Genomic DNA, 18245 nt, shown 5'->3' with positions numbered 1-18245 from the left:
CTGATCGCAGATAATCCCTAATGCAACCATGAACACGACTACATCAAAATATACCCAAATGATAAAATCCGAAGCCCAGCGCCTCGGGTTTTTGTCTTGCGGGATTTCCAAAGCCGGTTTTTTGGAAGCCGAAGCCCCGCGTTTGGAAGCCTGGCTGCAAAAAGGGATGCAGGGCGAGATGCATTACATGGAAAACCATTTCGACAAGCGCCTTGATCCTACGTTACTGGTCGACGGTGCGAAAAGTGTCATTTCCCTGTTGCTCAACTATTATCCGTCCGAAGTCCAAAATCCGGAAAGCTATAAACTCTCCAAATACGCCTACGGCCAGGATTACCATTTTGTCATCAAAGACAAACTCAAAGATTTGCTGCGATTCATTCAAACCGAAATCGGCGAAGTGTCTGGAAGAGCCTTTGTGGATTCCGCGCCGGTTTTAGATAAGGCCTGGGCGGCGAAAAGTGGTTTAGGCTGGGTGGGTAAAAACGGTAATTTGCTATCCAAACAAGTCGGTTCGTTTTTCTTCATCGCCGAATTAATTGTCGATCTGGATCTGGAATACGACACCATCACCACCGATCATTGCGGCAACTGTACCGCCTGCCTCGACGCCTGTCCGACTGAGGCCATTGTCGCACCTTATGTGGTAGACGGCAGCAAATGCATCTCCTATTTCACCATCGAACTTAAGGATAATCTTCCCATGGAAATGAAAGGCAAATTCGAGGACTGGATGTTTGGCTGCGATGTCTGTCAGGACGTTTGTCCGTGGAACCGTTTTTCCAAACCGCATAGCGAACCGCTGTTCGACCCAAATCCGGAACTGCTTTCGTTTACCAAAAAAGACTGGGAAGAAATCACTGAGGAAACCTTTCGCAAAGTCTTTAAAAATTCCGCAGTGAAACGAACAAAATATGACGGACTGCTTCGCAATATCAATTTTTTGAGCGAAAAAAAGGATTGAAATAACAAAACTTTAAAGTAGTTTTGCCTCCAACAATTTAATAAGACAATTTGAAATATGGCATCGGGAATCTTTGCAATCCTGGACGATATTGCTGCATTAATGGATGATGTGGCCATGACCAGTAAAATAGCAACTAAAAAAACAGCGGGAATTTTAGGGGATGATTTAGCAGTGAACGCCGAGAAGGCCACCGGATTTTTATCTTCAAGAGAGATTCCGGTTCTTTGGGCCATTACCAAAGGGTCTTTCGTTAATAAACTGATCATTCTGCCGGCTGTTTTTCTGTTGAATTGGTTGTATCCGCCGGCTATAAAAATGGCGTTAATTGTAGGGGGACTTTATTTGGCGTATGAAGGCGTAGAGAAAATCATTGAGTATTTTTTTCATCGTGCCAAAAATGCAGCACAAGTGGTTGCGGAAAGCACATTGGATGAAAATGACGAACATTCCGAAAAGGCAAAAGTGAAATCGGCCATCAAAACCGATTTTATACTTTCTCTGGAAATCATAATTATTGCTTTAGGAGCAACTCTGGATAAAGAGCATAATCTATTAACCCAAATTTTAACCGTAACAGTGGTTTCCTTTTTGGCTACTGTTGGCGTATACGGGATTGTTGCCCTGATTGTAAGAATGGACGATGCCGGTTTTTATCTGATGCGAAAATCCGAAAAGGCCAATTTTTTATCCGCTCTGGGAGGCGTGTTAATTAAAGCGTTGCCTTTGGTTATAAGGGCTTTGGCAGTGATTGGTACGATTGCTTTGCTTTTGGTTTCCGGCGGAATTTTCATCCATAACCTTGATGTTTTGCATCATCTTGTTCCGGAGGCTGTTCCTTCGGTTTTGGCAGAATTAGTTGTCGGGATTACAGTGGGTGCAGTAACGGTTTTAGGGGTAGTAACTATCAGTAAAATCCGATCTGCTTTCAAAAATTATGGCTAAAGAAAAAGACTTGTTTTACAAGGTGATTTTGCTGATTTGACAATCCGGCCTTTCCAATCTGATTTCGGGAAGAGTTTTTTTAAAAGAATGTCAAAATAATTTCTCATTTTATCTGCATAGGCTTATATTTGTGAGTTAGTAAACAAACAAACCATGCATAGAGACAGTAAAAGAAGAGAAGCCTTATTATATCATGCCAAACCCACTCCGGGTAAAATTCAGGTAGTTCCCACCAAAAAATATGCCACCCAAAGAGATTTGGCCTTAGCCTATTCTCCGGGCGTTGCCGAGCCTTGCTTAGAAATTGAAAAAGACGTTAACAACGTTTATAAATATACTGCCAAAGGAAATTTGGTAGCTGTAATCTCCAACGGAACGGCCGTTTTGGGTTTAGGCGATATCGGTCCCGAAGCCTCAAAACCGGTAATGGAAGGAAAAGGCCTTCTGTTTAAAATTTTTGCGGATATTGATGTGTTTGATATTGAGGTAGACACGAAAGATATCGACAAATTCATCGAAACCGTAAAAAACATTGCGCCGACTTTTGGAGGAATCAACTTAGAAGACATCAAAGCGCCGGAATCTTTCGAAATTGAAAGACGTTTAATCGAAGAGCTGAACATTCCGGTGATGCACGACGACCAACACGGAACCGCTATTATTTCCGCAGCCGCCTTACTGAACGCCGTTGAACTGGCCGAGAAAAAAATGGAAGAAGTAAAAGTAGTGGTTTCCGGAGCGGGTTCTGCAGCGATTGCCTGTGCGAAATTGTACGTCTCCTTTGGGGTGAAAACAGAGAATATCGTCATGTTCAACAGCAAAGGGGCTTTGCGCAAAGACGATCCGAATATTTCGGAAATGCAGCGTCAGTTTGCTACCGATAAAAAATACGATTCGTTGGCCGATGCCATGTTAGGTGCCGACGTGTTCATCGGACTTTCCTCCGGAGACATTGTAACCCCCGATATGCTAATGGGAATGGCTGCCAATCCGATTGTGTTTGCCATGGCCAACCCGAAACCGGAAATCAACTACGATTTGGCCGTTGCTACCCGTAAAGACATTATCATGGCTACCGGACGTTCGGACCATCCTAACCAGGTGAACAACGTGTTGGGATTCCCGTTTATTTTCCGCGGTGCGCTTGACGTTCGTGCGACGAAAATCAACGAAGAAATGAAGAAAGCTGCCGTAGTGGCTTTAGCCAATTTAGCGAAGGAATCCGTGCCGGAGCAGGTAAATATTGCTTACGGGGAAACCAAACTGACTTTCGGTCGCGAGTACATCATCCCTAAACCTTTCGATCCGCGTTTAATTGCCGAAGTGCCGCCAGCCGTAGCCAAAGCCGCTATGGAATCCGGTGTTGCCACCGCGCCGATCACCGATTGGGATAAATACCGCGACGAGTTGCTGGAGCGCATGGGCTCTGATAACAAGATGGTTCGTTTGCTGCACAACCGCGCGAAAACCGATCCTAAGAAAGTGATTTTTGCGGAAGCCGATCATCTGGATGTGCTGAAAGCTGCCCAGATTGTAAAAGAAGAAGGGATTGGCGAACCTATCCTTTTAGGCAATAAAGAAACGATTTTAGAATTAAAAACAGAAATCGGTTTCGATGAAGACGTGGCCATTATCGACCCGAAAACCAAAGACGAAGAAGAGCGCCGAAACCGTTTTGCCAACGCCTATTGGGAATCCAGAAGAAGAAGAGGAACCGCGTTGCTGGATGCGCAAAAATGGATGCGCGAACGCAATTATTTCGCCGCCATGATGGTGAATGAAGGCGAAGCAGATGCCTTGGTAACCGGTTATTCCAGAAGTTATCCGACGGTGGTAAAACCCATGTTGGAGTTAATTCCGAAACAGCAGGGTGTAACCCGGATTGCGACTACGAACATGATGATGACCAAACGCGGTCCGATCTTTTTAGCCGACACCGCCATCAACCCTAATCCTTCAGCCGATGATTTGGCGCGAATTGCGTTGATGACTGCCAAAACCGTACGCATGTTCGGGATGGAACCGGTAATTGCGATGGTTTCGTTTTCGAATTTTGGTTCGTCGTCTGATGAAAGCGCTACGAAAATCAGAAAGGCAGTAGCTTTTCTGCATGAAAATTATCCGGACTTGATAGTGGATGGAGAAATTCAGACCGATTTTGCCTTAAATCAGGAAATGCTGGCAAGTAAATTTCCGTTCTCCAAAATAGCCAATAAAAAAGTAAATACTTTAGTGTTCCCGAATCTGGATGCGGCGAACATCACCTATAAAATGCTTAAAGAACTGAATAAAGTCACCTCTATTGGGCCAATTATGCTCGGAATGGACAAACCGGTTCACATTTTCCAGTTGGGAGCCAGCGTGGAAGAAATGGTGAACATGGCTGCCGTAGCAGTGGTGGATGCACAGGAGAAAGAAAAAAGACTAAAACAACAAGCCGAGAAAAAATAATAAAAATGAATCTTTTACCTGATAAATTGGGACTTCATCCGTTCTGATTATCAGCGTAAAAGATTTTTCTTATTTTTGGTTGATGAATTCATACGTATGATAGCACATATTCAGGGAAAATTAGTGGAAAAAATGCCTACGGAAGTAGTGATAGACTGCCACGGTGTGGGGTATCAAATCCATATCTCATTGCATACCTTTTCACTGTTGCCCGATTCGGAGCACATCAAGCTGTTTACGTTTCTTCAGGTAAAAGAAGATGCACATACGCTTTTCGGATTCGTGGAAAAAGCGGAACGGGAACTTTTTAAGTTACTGTTGTCCGTTTCAGGTGTCGGAGCCAGCACGGCCCGTACGATGCTGTCGTCTATTGCCCCGCAGCAGATTATTCAGGCCATTGCCTCCGGGGATGTGGGTACCGTGCAGTCCATCAAAGGAATTGGCGCGAAAACAGCCCAGCGTATTATTCTGGATTTGAAAGATAAAGTACTGAAAATATACAATTTGGAGGAGGTTTCGGTTTCACAAAGCAATACAAACAAAGATGAAGCGTTATCTGCTTTGGAAGTTTTAGGATTTGTCCGTAAATCGGCGGAAAAAGTGGTCGATAAAATTGCGAAAGAGAACCCGGATGCTTCCGTGGAAACGATTATTAAACAAGCTTTAAAAAACTTATAGTCCTTGAGAACGCACTACTTTAAAGAACTATTTTCACCAGCAAAACTTTGTTTTACATTGTTGTTGGTCTTTAATATTACTGTTCAGGCTCAGGTGGATGAGGAAGTTCAGGATTCCGTTAAAACCGGAGTAGATTTAGGGCACATCGAATTGGATAATCCTAAAAGCATTGTGGAGGCCTACACGTATGATCCTGCTTCCAACCGATACATTTACACCAAAACCTTCGACGGGTTTAACATCAATTACCCGATTATCATGACACCGGAAGAATACGAGGAACTGGTGTTGCGGGAGTCGATGCGTGAGTATTTCCAGAAGAAGTTAAGCGCGATGGACGGTAAAAAAGAAGGGGCTGAAGAGGCTAAAAAAGATTTGCTGCCGCGGTACTACGTAAATTCGAGTTTCTTTGAAAGCATTTTCGGAAGTAATACCATCGATGTAAAGCCACAGGGATCCGTAGAAATGGATTTGGGCTTGCGGTATACCAAACAGGATAATCCTTCTTTTTCCCCGAGAAACCGCCGTTCGATTACCTTCGATTTCGATCAGCGGATCAGCATGAGTTTACAGGGAAAAGTAGGGACAAGGCTTACGGTTAATGCGAATTATGATACCCAGTCTACGTTTGCTTTTCAGAATTTAATAAAATTAGAATATACACCAACCGAAGACGACATCATCCGGAAGATTGAAGTCGGAAACGTAAGTTTGCCGTTAAACAGTTCCTTGATTCGCGGAGCACAGAGTTTATTCGGGGTGAAAGCGCAGTTTCAGTTCGGAAAAACAACGATTACTGGAGTGTTTTCCGAACAGAAATCACAAACCAAAACCGTAACGGCACAGGGCGGAGGAACCATTCAGGAGTTCGACTTCTTTGCTTTGGATTACGATGCCGACCGTCACTTTTTCCTGTCACAGTATTTCCGAAACAAATACGACGAATCGCTGAAGAATTATCCGTTAATCAATAGTCGGGTTCAGATCACAAGGATTGAAGTTTGGGTAACCAACAAGCAAAACCGGATTAATACCACGGAAAATAATCTGCGCAACATCATCGCCATTCAGGACTTAGGGGAAGGGCAGTTAACAAATGCCGAAGGAGTCGATATTACCCCGCAAACCGTTGGGGTACACGATCAGGGAATCGCCGGTTTTTTTAACGGAACCGCTTTTGATGTGCCTTCCAACAATGCCAATAATTTGCTCAATCCGGGACTTATCGGTGCCGGTGGTTTGCTGAATTCCGGAATTAGGGATGTGGCCACTGCCGGAAACGGCTTCAATGCGCCTTTAACCGTAACGGAAGGGAGAGATTATGCAAAACTGGAAAACGCCCGAAAATTATCCCCCAATGAGTTTACGTATCACCCGCAATTGGGATATATCTCCTTAACACAGCGTCTGGCTAACGATGAAGTCTTGGCTGTTGCATATCAGTATACTTTGGGAGATCAGGTGTATCAGGTTGGGGAATTTGGAACGGATGGGGTAGAAGCCACACAGGTAAATGGAGGTTTACCCAATACACAGAGTCTTGTCCTGAAAATGCTGAAAAGCAGTCTGAACAACATACAGGAACCGGTTTGGAACCTGATGATGAAGAATATTTATCAGATTCCGGGAGCTTTCCAATTGTCGCAGGAAGATTTCCGCATGAACATCATGTATACGGATCCTTCCCCTTTGAATTATATTCAGCCTTTTAAAGACGCTGCCGGAAACGTTCCTTTGCAATTACCGGCCGGTGTGGCAGAAACACCGCTTTTAAAAGTGTTGAATCTGGACCGCTTAAATTATACGAACGACCCACAGGAAGGCGGAGACGGTTTCTTTGATTTTATTCCGGGATTAACTGTTGATACCCAAAACGGACGAATCATTTTTACTACTGTCGAACCGTTCGGGAAACACCTGTTCAACAAACTAAAAAACCCTCTGAATCCTGCCGAAAACTACGAGGGTGATCCAAACAGTTTAGCGGATTACAACCAGAATCAGAAAAAATACGTGTACCGAAGTCTGTATACCAAAACACAGGCGCTTGCTTTACAGGAAAGCGAAAAGAATAAATTCCAGTTCAAAGGGCGCTTCAAATCTACCGGAGGCGACGGGATTTCCATCGGTGCTTTCAATGTACCGCAAGGTTCCGTGGTGGTAACGGCCGGTGGTAGAGTGTTGGTGGAAGGAGTCGATTATACCGTAGATTACCAGCGGGGCCGCGTTCAGATTTTAGATCCGTCCCTGCAGGCGTCCAATACGCCTATTGAAGTGTCTTTGGAAAATAATGCCGTGTTCGGTCAGCAAACGCGACGTTTCTTCGGGGTGAATGTAGAGCATAAATTCAATGATAAATTCTTAATTGGCGGAACGTTATTGCGGATGTCGGAACGTCCGTTTACCCAAAAATCCAACTACGGTCAGGAGTCGGTGAATAATACGATTTTTGGTTTCAACGGAAACTTTTCCACGGAAGTACCATTGTTTACAAGATTGGTAAACAAATTGCCCAACGTAGATACCGATGTGCCATCCAATTTATCCTTAAGAGGGGAATTCGCCTATTTGATGCCGGGCGCTTCAAAAGCCGATCAGTTTAACGGCGAAGCTACCGTATACATAGACGATTTTGAAGGTTCACAAACCACCATCGACATGCGTTCTCCGCAAGCCTGGTCACTTGCCAGTACGCCAAGAGGTTACGGAGGGGAAATTGCAGAAGACGATTTGTCTTATGGTTACCGGCGTTCCAAATTATCCTGGTATACTATCGATCCGGTTTTTTATGTCGATTCCCAACGTCCGTCCGGAATTTCGGCAGCTGATTTGCGTTCCAACCGGGTGCGAAGAATTTACAGCGACGAATTGTATCCGAATACCGATATTGCCCAAGGACAGTCAACGGTGGTAAGTACTTTAGACTTAACGTATTATCCGCAGGAACGAGGTCCTTATAACTTTGATCCGAATTATGCGGCAACGGGAACTTTTGCCAATCCGCAGACCAATTGGGGGGGAATCATGCGTTCCATTACCTCGACAAATTTTGAGCAGGCCAATGTGGAATACGTACAGTTTTGGTTGATGGATCCGTTTTACGGACAAAACCCTGACGATACAACACCGATTACCAATACCGGAAAATTAGTTTTAAACCTTGGGGAAATTTCCGAAGACATCTTAAAAGACGGCCGAAAAATGTATGAAAACGGTTTGCCGGAATCAGGCTCGACGGTCCCGACCTATACGTCTAACTGGGGTAAAATACCGGCCTCACAATCGTTAATTTACGCTTTCGATGCCAATGAAGGGAACCGTGCCGTTCAGGATTTAGGATTTAACGGGTTAAACGATGCCGAAGAAGCGGTTAAACATCCGGCGTATGCGGGATTCTCAGATCCGGCCGCAGATAATTATGTCTATTATTTAAGTGCGTCCGGAAATGTGTTGCAGCGATACAGGGATTATAACGGTACCGAAGGAAATTCACCGGTTGGATTGTCAGATTCCAATCGTGGTTCTACAACGTTACCGGATGTGGAAGACATCAACCGTGACAATACCATGAACACGATTGATGCGTATTACAAATTTGAAATTCCAATCGAGCCCAATCCTGTGGTAGGGCAAAATTATGTGGCCGATATCCGTGTTAACGATAACGTACCGATATCTAACGGAACCACCAAAGTGAAATGGGTTTTGTATAAAGTGCCGATTTTGGAAGCTTCCTCAGCCAATGTGGAAGGGGCCATTTCGGATTTCCGTTCCATCCGTTTCATGCGGATGTTTTTAACCGGATTCCAAGAAGAAGTTACCTTGCGTTTCGGGGCTCTGGATTTGGTGCGCGGGGAATGGAGAAGGTATTTAAGTTCGATGGATTATAATGATAGCGATGTAACCGACGACAATACCGGTTTCGATATCACCTCTTTAAGTGTACAGGAAAACGCGAGTCGCTCTCCGATTCCTTATGTGTCGCCCCCGGGTGTGGTGCGCGAGCAGTTGAACAACAACAATTCCATTATCAATCAAAACGAGCAATCGTTATCGTTGCGGGTGTATAAAAAAGACAACACCCTTCCGGATATCGGAGGTTTGGAACCTAAAGATGCCCGTGCGGCCTTTAAAAATGTAAGTGTGGATATGCGCCAGTTTAAAAAGCTACGAATGTTCCTGCATGCTGAAGCTTTGGAGGCCGACCCGACGGGAGACCGTTTGGCTAACGATGAAATGGTGGCGTTTCTGCGTTTTGGTAACGACTTTACTGAAAACTTCTATCAGGTGGAAATTCCTCTGAAAGTTACCGATTTGTCAGCCCGAAGTGCCGAAGAAATATGGCCGGCCGAAAACGAAATCGAATTACCGCTGGAGTTGCTGACCAAACTTAAAATCATGGCGCTGCAAAACACGTTGCCGCCGGATGACGATGTTAACGATGGTATCCAGTTTGCCAATGAAAGTTTCTTAGGATCGTCGTCGAGTAAATTAACCTTGGGTATTAAAGGGAATCCGAATTTTGGTTTGGTGCGTACGTTAATGGTTGGGGTGAAAAATAAAAATTCAGCCGATCCTATTCGCGGAGAAGTCTGGTTTAACGAATTGCGTATGTCCGATATGGACAACAAAGGTGGTTGGGCAGCCATCGCGAATATGGATACGAATTTTGCCGATTTTGCCAACGTTTCCGCTACGGGGAGAAAATCAACCATTGGTTTTGGTTCGCTGGAACAAGGACCAAACGAAAGAAGCCGTGAAGATGTTTTTCAATACGATGTGGTAACCAATGTAAATCTCGGAAAATTATTGCCGAAAAAATGGGGTATTACCTTGCCGTTCAACTATGCGGTTGGGGAAGAGGTGATTACGCCGAAATTCGATCCGTATTATCAGGATATCGAATTGCAGCAGATTTTAGACGTAACTCAGGACGAAGCGACCAAAAAGAACATTGAAAACCGTGCTATCGACTATACCAAACGCACCAGTTTGAATTTCATTGGGGTTAAAAAAGAGCGGGCTCCGGAACAAAAACAAAGGGTTTACGATCCGGAAAACTTAACGCTTTCGTACTCTTTCAACGAGATGCAGCACCACGATTTTGAAATTGAAGATTTGGTTGATCAGCAAGTGCGCACTTCGGCCGATTATGCGTTTACATTCAAACCAAAATCTGTTGAACCGCTTAAGAATAATAAGTTTTTGAAAAAGAGCAGTTACTGGAAAATGCTGAGCGATTTTAACTTCAGCTATTTGCCTACCAACATTTCGTTCTCTTCTACGATTTTACGTCAGTACAACCGTCAGAAATTCCGTCAGGTGGATGTGGAAGGTATCGGACTTTCTCCGCTGTACCGAAGAAATTACTTTTTTAACTATCAGTATGGGTTTAACTATAATCTGACGAAATCACTGCGTTTTAATTATACGGTGGCAACCAATAACATTGTACGCAATTATTTCGACGAGAACAATATGCCGATTGACGATTTGACGATTTGGGATGATTATTTCAACATCGGTGATCCGAACCAGCACAACCAGCAACTGGTGATGAATTACGATTTGCCGATTAATAAAATTCCGGCGTTGAGTTTTATCAAATCCACCTACACTTATACCAGTGATTACAACTGGCAACGTGCTACGGATGCGATGTCTACCATCGAAGAAAACGGAACGCTTTATCAGTTGGGGAACACCATTCAGAATGCGAATTCGCATAAATTGAACACTGCTTTCAGCATGGATTCGTTCTACCGTTACATCGGACTTACCGCTAAGAAAACGCCTAAAGCAGCACCAAAACCAGCTCAGGCGCCAAAACCGGGTCAAAAAGTAGCACAAAAACAAACCAATACCGCAACGAAAGACAGAAGCCTTTTCTCGGAACGTTTGATTGGTATAGCAACCAGTATCAAGAATATTCAGGTAAACTACACCGAGAACAACGGAACCGTTTTGCCGGGATATTTGCCGCGTATCGGATTTTTAGGTACTTCGAAACCAACTTTGGGATTTGTCTTGGGAAGTCAGGAAGACGTGCGTTACGAAGCGGCTAAAAACGGATGGTTAACGAATTATCCGGAATTTAACCAGAACTTCACGCAGGTAAAAAATAAAATCTTAGATCTTACGGCACAGTTGGAAGTGGTTCCGGATTTAAAAATTGATTTGACTGCGAATCGCACCATGTCCAATAATTATTCGGAACAATATGACGTAACCGACGGAATTTACAATTCACGTTCGCCGTACGAATATGGAAATTTCTCCATGTCAACGATTTTAATCAAAACTGCGTTTGCCCAGAGTGATGAGAAAATGTCGGAAGCCTTTAACGATTTTCGCGAAAACCGTTTAATTGTAGCCAACCGATTGGCTACGGCAAAAGGAATAGATTTGTCCAACCCGGCGAACCTAGATGGAGAAGGTTATCCTATAGGTTTCGGAAAAAACAGCCAGCAGGTATTGTTGCCGGCTTTCCTGGCTGCGTATACAGGCGGAGATGCATCTTCGGTAAAAACAGGGCCTTTCCGGGATGTTCCGTTGCCGAACTGGGTGATTAAATATACCGGTCTGATGCGTTATCAGTGGTTCAAAGACAAATTCAAGCGTTTCTCCTTACAACACGGCTATCGTTCTTCGTACACCCTTAACTCGTTCCGATCGAATTTCCAGTATACGGGTGAGATTGATAATTTTGATGCCGGAGGAAACTATCACGCCAAAACTATTATTGCTAACGTGAATTTGGTGGAACAGTTCAATCCGTTGATCCGCGTTGACTTTGAAATGAAGAATTCCATGAAAATTTTAGCCGAAATGAAACGCGACCGTGCCCTTTCGTTAAGTTTCGACAACAATTTGCTTACCGAAGTAAGAGGAAATGAATACATTGTCGGATTAGGCTACCGTTTTAAAGACGTAACGATCAATTCGAGCTTAGCCGATAATCCGACCGGAGTCATCAAAAGCGATCTGAATTTGAAAGCCGATTTGTCCTTCCGCGACAGCAAAACGATAGTGCGTTATCTGGATTACGAAAACAATCAGTTGGGCGGCGGACAGAATCTCTGGTCTATTAGATTTACGGCAGATTATTCGTTCAGCAAAAACCTGACCGCGATTTTCTATTACGACCATACCTTTACCAAAGCGGTAATTTCAACGTCCTATCCGATTACGAATATCCGTTCGGGCTTTACGTTGCGTTACAACTTTGGAAATTAATCCGGAAATCATTTTATAGTTACACCGAATAAAGTACATTTGCGAAATAAAAATTAACACAATGAATATACCAGCTAATTTAAAGTACACAAAAGACCACGAGTGGGTAAGCATCGATGGCGATATCGCAACAGTAGGAATCACTGATTTTGCACAGAAAGAACTTGGAGATATTGTCTATGTGGAAGTAGAAACCTTAGACCAGACTTTAGCAAAAGAAGAGGTTTTCGGAACAGTGGAAGCCGTTAAAACGGTTTCGGATTTGTTCTTACCGCTTTCCGGTGAAATTGTTGAATTCAACGAAGAGCTGGAAACTGCTCCGGAAGCTGTAAATACCGATCCATACGGCAAAGGATGGATGGTTAAAGTGAAAATTTCAGACCTGTCGGAAGTCGATTCTTTATTATCTGCAGACGATTACAAAGCATTGATTGGAGCCTAAGAAGAATTTCTACGCGGCCTTTGTCTGGACGGTTGGAATAGCAGTAGCCTGTTTGGTCAGCACCTCGTCCATTCCAAGTGTTTCGGTTCCCGGAACGGACAAAACGGTACACGCGGTTTTTTACTTTGTGTTTACGGTTTTGTGGTTCCGTTACTTTAAAAAAAGGTTTGTAAACTGGCGTTTTGGTTTAAAAGCCACCTTGGTTTTGCTTTTTACGCTTTTTTACGGGACACTGATTGAAGTGTTGCAGGAAATTTTTACCGCCACCCGAAAAGCCGATGTCCTTGATGTTCTGGCTAACGTAACCGGAAGTGCGGTTGGGGTTTTAGTATTGTGGCTGATAAAGCGTTTTACTCAAAACTCCAAAGCAGGTCAATAAAAATGACAAATAAATATCCCACCTGTGTGGGATTTTTTTATTTTTATCACATGGATATAAAACAGTATTTAGATTCAACCTATTTGAAGACCGCTTCACAGGCGGGTGTTACCAAAGCGGCCAATTTGGAAATCGTTCGCAACTGCATTCAGGAAGCCATAGACGAAAAGTTCAAGCTGATTATGATTCGTCCGGAAATGGTCAAATTGGCCAAAGAGATGATTACCGCGCAGCATTCTAAGGTGGATATAGGAACCGTAATCGATTTTCCGGAAGGCAACGGAACCCTGGAAGCCAAGCTGAAAGAAGCGGCCCAGGCCATTGCAGACGGTGCCGACGATTTGGATTTTGTGGTGGATTACGAAGCCTTCAAAAGAGGCGAAACCGAATGGGTAAAACAGCAGGTTCTGGAAGGTACAAAACTCGGATTGTCGCATCATAAAGTGGTAAAATGGATTATTGAAGTGGCGGCCTTAAACGATCATCAGATTGTACAGTTGTCGGCTTTGATCAAGAATGTGGTGGTGGCTAATTTCAAGGAAAACCAGTACGATTTTGTTTTCGTGAAATCGTCCACCGGATTTTATGAAACCGAAAACAACAAACCTAACGGGGCAACTGTTCCAACCATAAAACTGATGCTGGAGAACTCTTTTCCATTACCGGTAAAAGCGGCCGGAGGCGTCCGTACTTATGAAGAGGCTGTGACGATGATTCAGCTGGGGGTAAAACGCATCGGAACGTCTTCTGCTAAAGTGATTGCGGATGGCGGGGTTTCTAAAAATGAATATTAATTTTTTCTTTTTTAAATGAATAATTTTTTACGAATATTTTTTCTTGCTGGCCTATTTCAAACGGTTACCGCACAGACTTCCAAAGAACAGTTGCCGGTGTTTCCGGAATGCCAGTTGGCCGGAATGCAGCAGGAAGCCTGTTTTTACAACACCCTGCAGAACTTTGTGTACCACAATTTTAAAGTGCCGGCTGCGGTAACCGAGAAAAACTACAAAGGAACCGTTATCGCTCTTTTTGAGGTAGATACATTGGGAACTTTTAAAGTGCTTTATACCGATGCGGCTTTTCCGGAACTGATTGAGGAAACCCAACGTGTTTTCGGCGCGTTGCCTAAAGTGGAACCGGCGAAATATTCCGGAAAACCTACCTATGCCAAATATTCCATCAAAATAGCCATACCGTTGGTGGAACCTTTGCCGTATCAGTCGGAAGAAGAGGCGGAAACGGCAGCGGCCAAGAAGAAAAGCAAAACAATCGACCCGAATGCCGAGTTGAAGGAATACGACAACATTGTCTACAAAAAGTTTGAGAACCCGCAGTTTAAAAGTTATCTGAATCTGCCGTTTACCCATAACAATTACGGGAGATTCGATGCAGCGATGAACGTCGTTGGAAGTAACAACCACACGGCATCTAAACCGTATTCGTATGCGGAAGTCTCCAAGTATTACGATTTGAAATCGGATTATGAAACGAGTATGAAACCGGTAACCTCATGGTGGGGACGGAAGCTGTGGAACGAAAACCTAGTAGCCATCCAAGGCGAAAAGTACTGGTTTACCATGAACCCGATTTGGGATTTGCGCATGGGAAAAGATTTCGAGAGCAAACAAGCGGATTATACTTTCGTGAACACACGCGGGCTTCAGATTCAGGGTGGTTTGGGGAAAGAACTGTTTTTCTCGACTTCAATTTTTGAAAGCCAGGGCCGTTTTGCGGATTATTTCAACAATTATGCGGTCTCGATGGCGCCAGCGGGTGGAAATCCGGCCATCATTCCGGGAATCGGAATCGCCAAGGAATTTAAAACCGATGCTTTCGATTTTCCGTCGGCGGAAGCCAATATTACCTATGTGCCTAACGAGATGATCAATCTGCAGCTGGGTTATGGGAGAAATTTTGTCGGAGACGGTTACCGTTCGCTGTTAACCAGTGATGCGGCAAGTCCATATCCGTACTTTAAAATCAATACAACCTTCTGGAAAATCAAGTATACCAATACCTATATGTGGCTGAAAGACGTGCGTCCGGAAGTAACGGTCGACAGAACCTACGCCACCAAATACATGGCCAACCATTATCTGAGCTGGAATGTGACCAAGCGTTGGAATATGGGCTTTTTCGAATCGGTAATCTGGACCAATACCAACGACAGAGGTTTTGATCTGAACTTTGTAAACCCGATTATTTTCTACCGTTCGGTTGAGTTTTCATCTTCGTCCAGAAGCGGTAATGCCACATTGGGACTGACCTCCAAATACAAATGGAACAGCAAAGTGAATCTGTACGGTCAGTTTTTGCTCGACGAATTCTCTTTGGGCGACATGAAAGGCGGGCAGCAAAGCTGGAAAAACAAATTCGGCTATCAGTTGGGTATGAAGTACTACGACGCGTTTGCGGTTAAAAACCTGATGGTGCAGGCGGAATACAACCACGTGCGTCCGTATGTGTATTCGCACAGCAATATTTTAACCAATTACGGACACAACAACCAGAGTATGGGGCATTTGTGGGGCGCGAACTTCAGAGAGTTTGTCGGTATTGCCCGATATTATAAAGGACGCTGGTTCGGCGATGCTAAATTGGTGTACGGAATCAAAGGCTTCGATTTCGAGAACAGCGGAGCCAACACCAATTACGGTGGCAATATCTATCGCGATTACGAAGAAGAACGTTATGCAGACACCGGTGTAACCATCGGACAGGGTAATAAAACCAATATCATGATTGCCGATTTGCAGGCGGGCTATGTCGTAAATCCGGTCATGAACCTGAAAGTTTTCGGGAACCTGATTTACCGGAATTTTGATCCGGCTACGGAAACGCTTACCACTTTTAAATCGGATACGGTCTGGTTCTCAGTAGGTTTGCGTTCTGATTTGTTTAACTGGTATTACGATTTTTAACCGTTTGTGAAAATATTTCGTACATTTAAAAACTAACCAAAATTAAATGCGTATGAGAATTTTAAAAAAACTACTGTTATTTGTTGTTGTGGTGTTGCCATATTGCTGATTGCCGGTTTATTTGTAAAAAAAGACTATGCCATTGAGCGGGAAGTGGTGATCAACCGTCCGGAAGCGGAGGTGTTTCAGTACATCAGACTGGTAAAAAATCAGGATAATTTCAGCGTTTGGAACAAGAAAGATCCCAATTCCAAAAAAGACTTCAAAGGTACCGACGGGCAAGTGGGATTCATCTATGCCTGGGACAGCAAAAACCCGGAGTTGGGCAAAGGAGAACAGGAAATCGTAAACATCACCGAAAATGAGCGCATCGATTTCAAACTGCGTTTCAAAGAGCCTTTCGAAGCAGAAGACGATGCTTATTTTACCACTGAAGCTGTTGGTCCGAATCAAACCAAAGTAAAATGGGGTTTTAACGGGCATATGGATTACCCGATGAACCTGATGCTTTTAACCTTTGATATGGATAAAGAGCTGGGTGGTGCACTCCAAACCGGTTTGGATGATTTGAAGAAGATTTTAGAACAATAATACAAGGCCGGCTGTTAAAGTCGGTTTTTTGTTAAAACTTGTTTTAGGAGCTTATTTTCAGTGTTTAGTCTTGAATAAATCTTTTTTTTTGAAGTATATTTGCCCGCAATTAAAGCAATGAAATAAAAACCATTTTGAATACTTCTGAAAAACCACTTTCAATCGGTACCTTGTTTGCGGATTTTAAAGAAATCACGAAAGCCGGATTGGCTGTAAGTGTTGTTTTTTCTTCGATAGTGGGTTATCTTTTAGGGTTTTCCGAAGAGCATCCGTTTAACTGGGTAACGTTTATATTGTTGGGAGTCGGCGGATACTGCATGGTGGGAGCGTCCAACGTGTTCAATCAGATTATAGAAATCGATTTGGATGCTAAGATGGAACGAACCAAGAACCGTCCGTTGCCTTCCGGGAGAATATCCAAGCAAAACGCCTTTGTTTTAGGAATGGTTTTAACGCTGATAGGATTGGCAATTCTGTATGCAATCAATCCTAAGACCGCAATGTTCGGGGCAATTTCCATTTTTCTTTATACCAGTGTTTATACGCCTTTAAAAACCGTAACGCCGTTATCTGTTTTTGTGGGGGCTTTCCCGGGTGCTATTCCTTTTATGTTGGGATGGGTGGCGGCAACCAATACGTTTGGCATTGAAGCCGGGACTTTGTTTCTGATTCAGTTTTTCTGGCAGTTTCCGCATTTTTGGGCAATTGGCTGGTTTTTGTATAAAGATTATGAAAAAGCCGGTTTTTTTATGTTGCCGACCGGAAAACAGGATAAGAAAACAGCGCTGCAGACCATTTTGTATACCGTTTGGCTAATCATTGCCTCGCTGATTCCCGTGGTCGGTTTTACAGGTGATTTGAAGTTAAGTCTTGTGGCGGCCGTTTTTGTGTTGCTGCTTGGGCTTTGGATGCTTTATTACGCCGTGAAGCTTTATAAGGAAATGGATGAAAAAGCAGCCAAAAAGTTAATGTTGGTCAGTGTGGCTTATATTTCACTGCTGCAGTTAGTGTATGTTATTGATAAATTTTTGCAATAAGTATGGAAATGTCTGTTCAGGAAGAAAGAGAAAGAAAAGCAAAATCCTATAAAATGCTGTTGTGGTTTGCCATAATCAGCATCGTGATGGTTTTTGCAGGATTGACGAGTGCCTTTGTAATCAGTAAATCCCGTCCGGATTGGGTGAGCGATTTGATAGTGCCGAAAGCGTTTATCATCAGTACAATTGTCTTATTGGTAAGCAGTGTGACGTTTCACCTGGCCAAAATTTCGATTAAAAAGGATAGCCGAGGCGCAACCACTGCTTATCTTTTGCTAACATTGGCTTTGGCGATTGCCTTTATTTATCTGCAGTTTTCGGGATTTAACGAACTTTTTGCCAATGGTTTCGTACCTACCGGAAGTACGGGAACGATCACGGTTTCGTTTTTGTATGCGTTTGTAATCATGCACGTTGCACACTTAATTGGCGGAACAATTGCGCTTTTGGTTGTAATTTATAATCATTATAAACAAAAATACAATGCAACTCAAACCCTTGGAATAGAGCTTGGTGCGATGTTTTGGCACTTTCTCGATTTTCTGTGGTTGTATTTGTTTTTATTTTTCTATTTCTACAAATAGAAAAAAAATGTAAATTT

At 43.5% G+C, this 18245-nt stretch carries 12 protein-coding genes; all 12 read left to right on the top strand.

Annotation, left to right across the window (positions count from 1 at the left end; genetic code table 11):
* Positions 1 to 28 precede the first annotated feature (28 nt).
* Positions 29 to 964, top strand: a complete 936-nt coding sequence (gene queG / locus G498_RS0105410; RefSeq protein WP_026980232.1) for a tRNA epoxyqueuosine(34) reductase QueG — start codon at positions 29 to 31, stop codon at positions 962 to 964.
* A gap of 57 nt (positions 965 to 1021) precedes the next feature.
* The gene (locus G498_RS0105405; protein WP_026980231.1) at positions 1022 to 1909 is read left to right on the top strand and encodes a DUF808 domain-containing protein; all 888 of its coding nucleotides are present in this window, start codon (positions 1022 to 1024) and stop codon (positions 1907 to 1909) included.
* A gap of 153 nt (positions 1910 to 2062) precedes the next feature.
* Positions 2063 to 4360 carry an NADP-dependent malic enzyme gene (locus tag G498_RS0105400; RefSeq protein WP_026980230.1) on the top strand — a complete coding sequence of 766 codons (2298 nt, stop codon included), beginning with the start codon at positions 2063 to 2065 and terminating at the stop codon, positions 4358 to 4360.
* A 96-nt stretch (positions 4361 to 4456) separates the two neighbouring features.
* Positions 4457 to 5038: a Holliday junction branch migration protein RuvA gene (gene ruvA / locus G498_RS0105395; protein ID WP_026980229.1), complete on the top strand. Its 582-nt coding sequence runs from the start codon at positions 4457 to 4459 to the stop codon at positions 5036 to 5038.
* Between the two features lie 3 nt (positions 5039 to 5041).
* A complete protein-coding gene (sov, locus tag G498_RS0105390) occupies positions 5042 to 12274 on the top strand; it encodes a T9SS outer membrane translocon Sov/SprA (RefSeq protein WP_051269748.1) in 7233 nt (2410 codons plus the stop codon).
* A gap of 61 nt (positions 12275 to 12335) precedes the next feature.
* Positions 12336 to 12716, top strand: coding sequence for a glycine cleavage system protein GcvH (gene gcvH / locus G498_RS0105385; protein ID WP_026980227.1), 381 nt, complete (start codon positions 12336 to 12338; stop codon positions 12714 to 12716).
* Entirely contained in the window at positions 12706 to 13095 is a 390-nt protein-coding gene (locus G498_RS14690; protein ID WP_051269745.1) for a VanZ family protein, read from the top strand. The genes gcvH and G498_RS14690 overlap by 11 nt, the downstream gene beginning before the upstream one ends.
* A 50-nt stretch (positions 13096 to 13145) precedes the next feature.
* Positions 13146 to 13889, top strand: coding sequence for a deoxyribose-phosphate aldolase (deoC, locus tag G498_RS0105375; RefSeq protein WP_026980226.1), 744 nt, complete (start codon positions 13146 to 13148; stop codon positions 13887 to 13889).
* Positions 13890 to 13904: 15 nt separating this feature from the next.
* Complete coding sequence (locus G498_RS0105370) at positions 13905 to 16016, top strand: hypothetical protein (RefSeq protein WP_026980225.1); 2112 nt, start codon at positions 13905 to 13907, stop codon at positions 16014 to 16016.
* Positions 16017 to 16118: 102 nt separating this feature from the next.
* Positions 16119 to 16607: an SRPBCC family protein gene (locus G498_RS0105365; protein ID WP_240470454.1), complete on the top strand. Its 489-nt coding sequence runs from the start codon at positions 16119 to 16121 to the stop codon at positions 16605 to 16607.
* 122 nt (positions 16608 to 16729) lie between these two features.
* Complete coding sequence (cyoE, locus tag G498_RS0105360) at positions 16730 to 17644, top strand: heme o synthase (protein WP_035744218.1); 915 nt, start codon at positions 16730 to 16732, stop codon at positions 17642 to 17644.
* Between the two features lie 2 nt (positions 17645 to 17646).
* Positions 17647 to 18228, top strand: coding sequence for a cytochrome c oxidase subunit 3 (locus tag G498_RS0105355; RefSeq protein ID WP_205619165.1), 582 nt, complete (start codon positions 17647 to 17649; stop codon positions 18226 to 18228).
* Positions 18229 to 18245 lie beyond the last annotated feature (17 nt).

The sequence above is a fragment of the Flavobacterium suncheonense GH29-5 = DSM 17707 genome (genome assembly GCF_000430025.1).
GTDB classification, from domain to species: domain Bacteria; phylum Bacteroidota; class Bacteroidia; order Flavobacteriales; family Flavobacteriaceae; genus Flavobacterium; species Flavobacterium suncheonense.
The sequence above is the reverse complement of the archived record's forward strand: the minus strand, read 5'-3'. Positions and strand labels throughout refer to the sequence as shown.

Coding starts and splice junctions, on each gene's coding strand:
- queG (WP_026980232.1), top strand. CDS start 29: ATGAACACGACTACATCAAAATATACCCAAATGATAAAATCCGAAGCC.
- deoC (WP_026980226.1), top strand. CDS start 13,146: ATGGATATAAAACAGTATTTAGATTCAACCTATTTGAAGACCGCTTCA.
- gcvH (WP_026980227.1), top strand. CDS start 12,336: ATGAATATACCAGCTAATTTAAAGTACACAAAAGACCACGAGTGGGTA.
- ruvA (WP_026980229.1), top strand. CDS start 4,457: ATGATAGCACATATTCAGGGAAAATTAGTGGAAAAAATGCCTACGGAA.
- G498_RS0105355 (WP_205619165.1), top strand. CDS start 17,647: ATGGAAATGTCTGTTCAGGAAGAAAGAGAAAGAAAAGCAAAATCCTAT.
- G498_RS0105370 (WP_026980225.1), top strand. CDS start 13,905: ATGAATAATTTTTTACGAATATTTTTTCTTGCTGGCCTATTTCAAACG.
- G498_RS0105400 (WP_026980230.1), top strand. CDS start 2,063: ATGCATAGAGACAGTAAAAGAAGAGAAGCCTTATTATATCATGCCAAA.
- G498_RS0105405 (WP_026980231.1), top strand. CDS start 1,022: ATGGCATCGGGAATCTTTGCAATCCTGGACGATATTGCTGCATTAATG.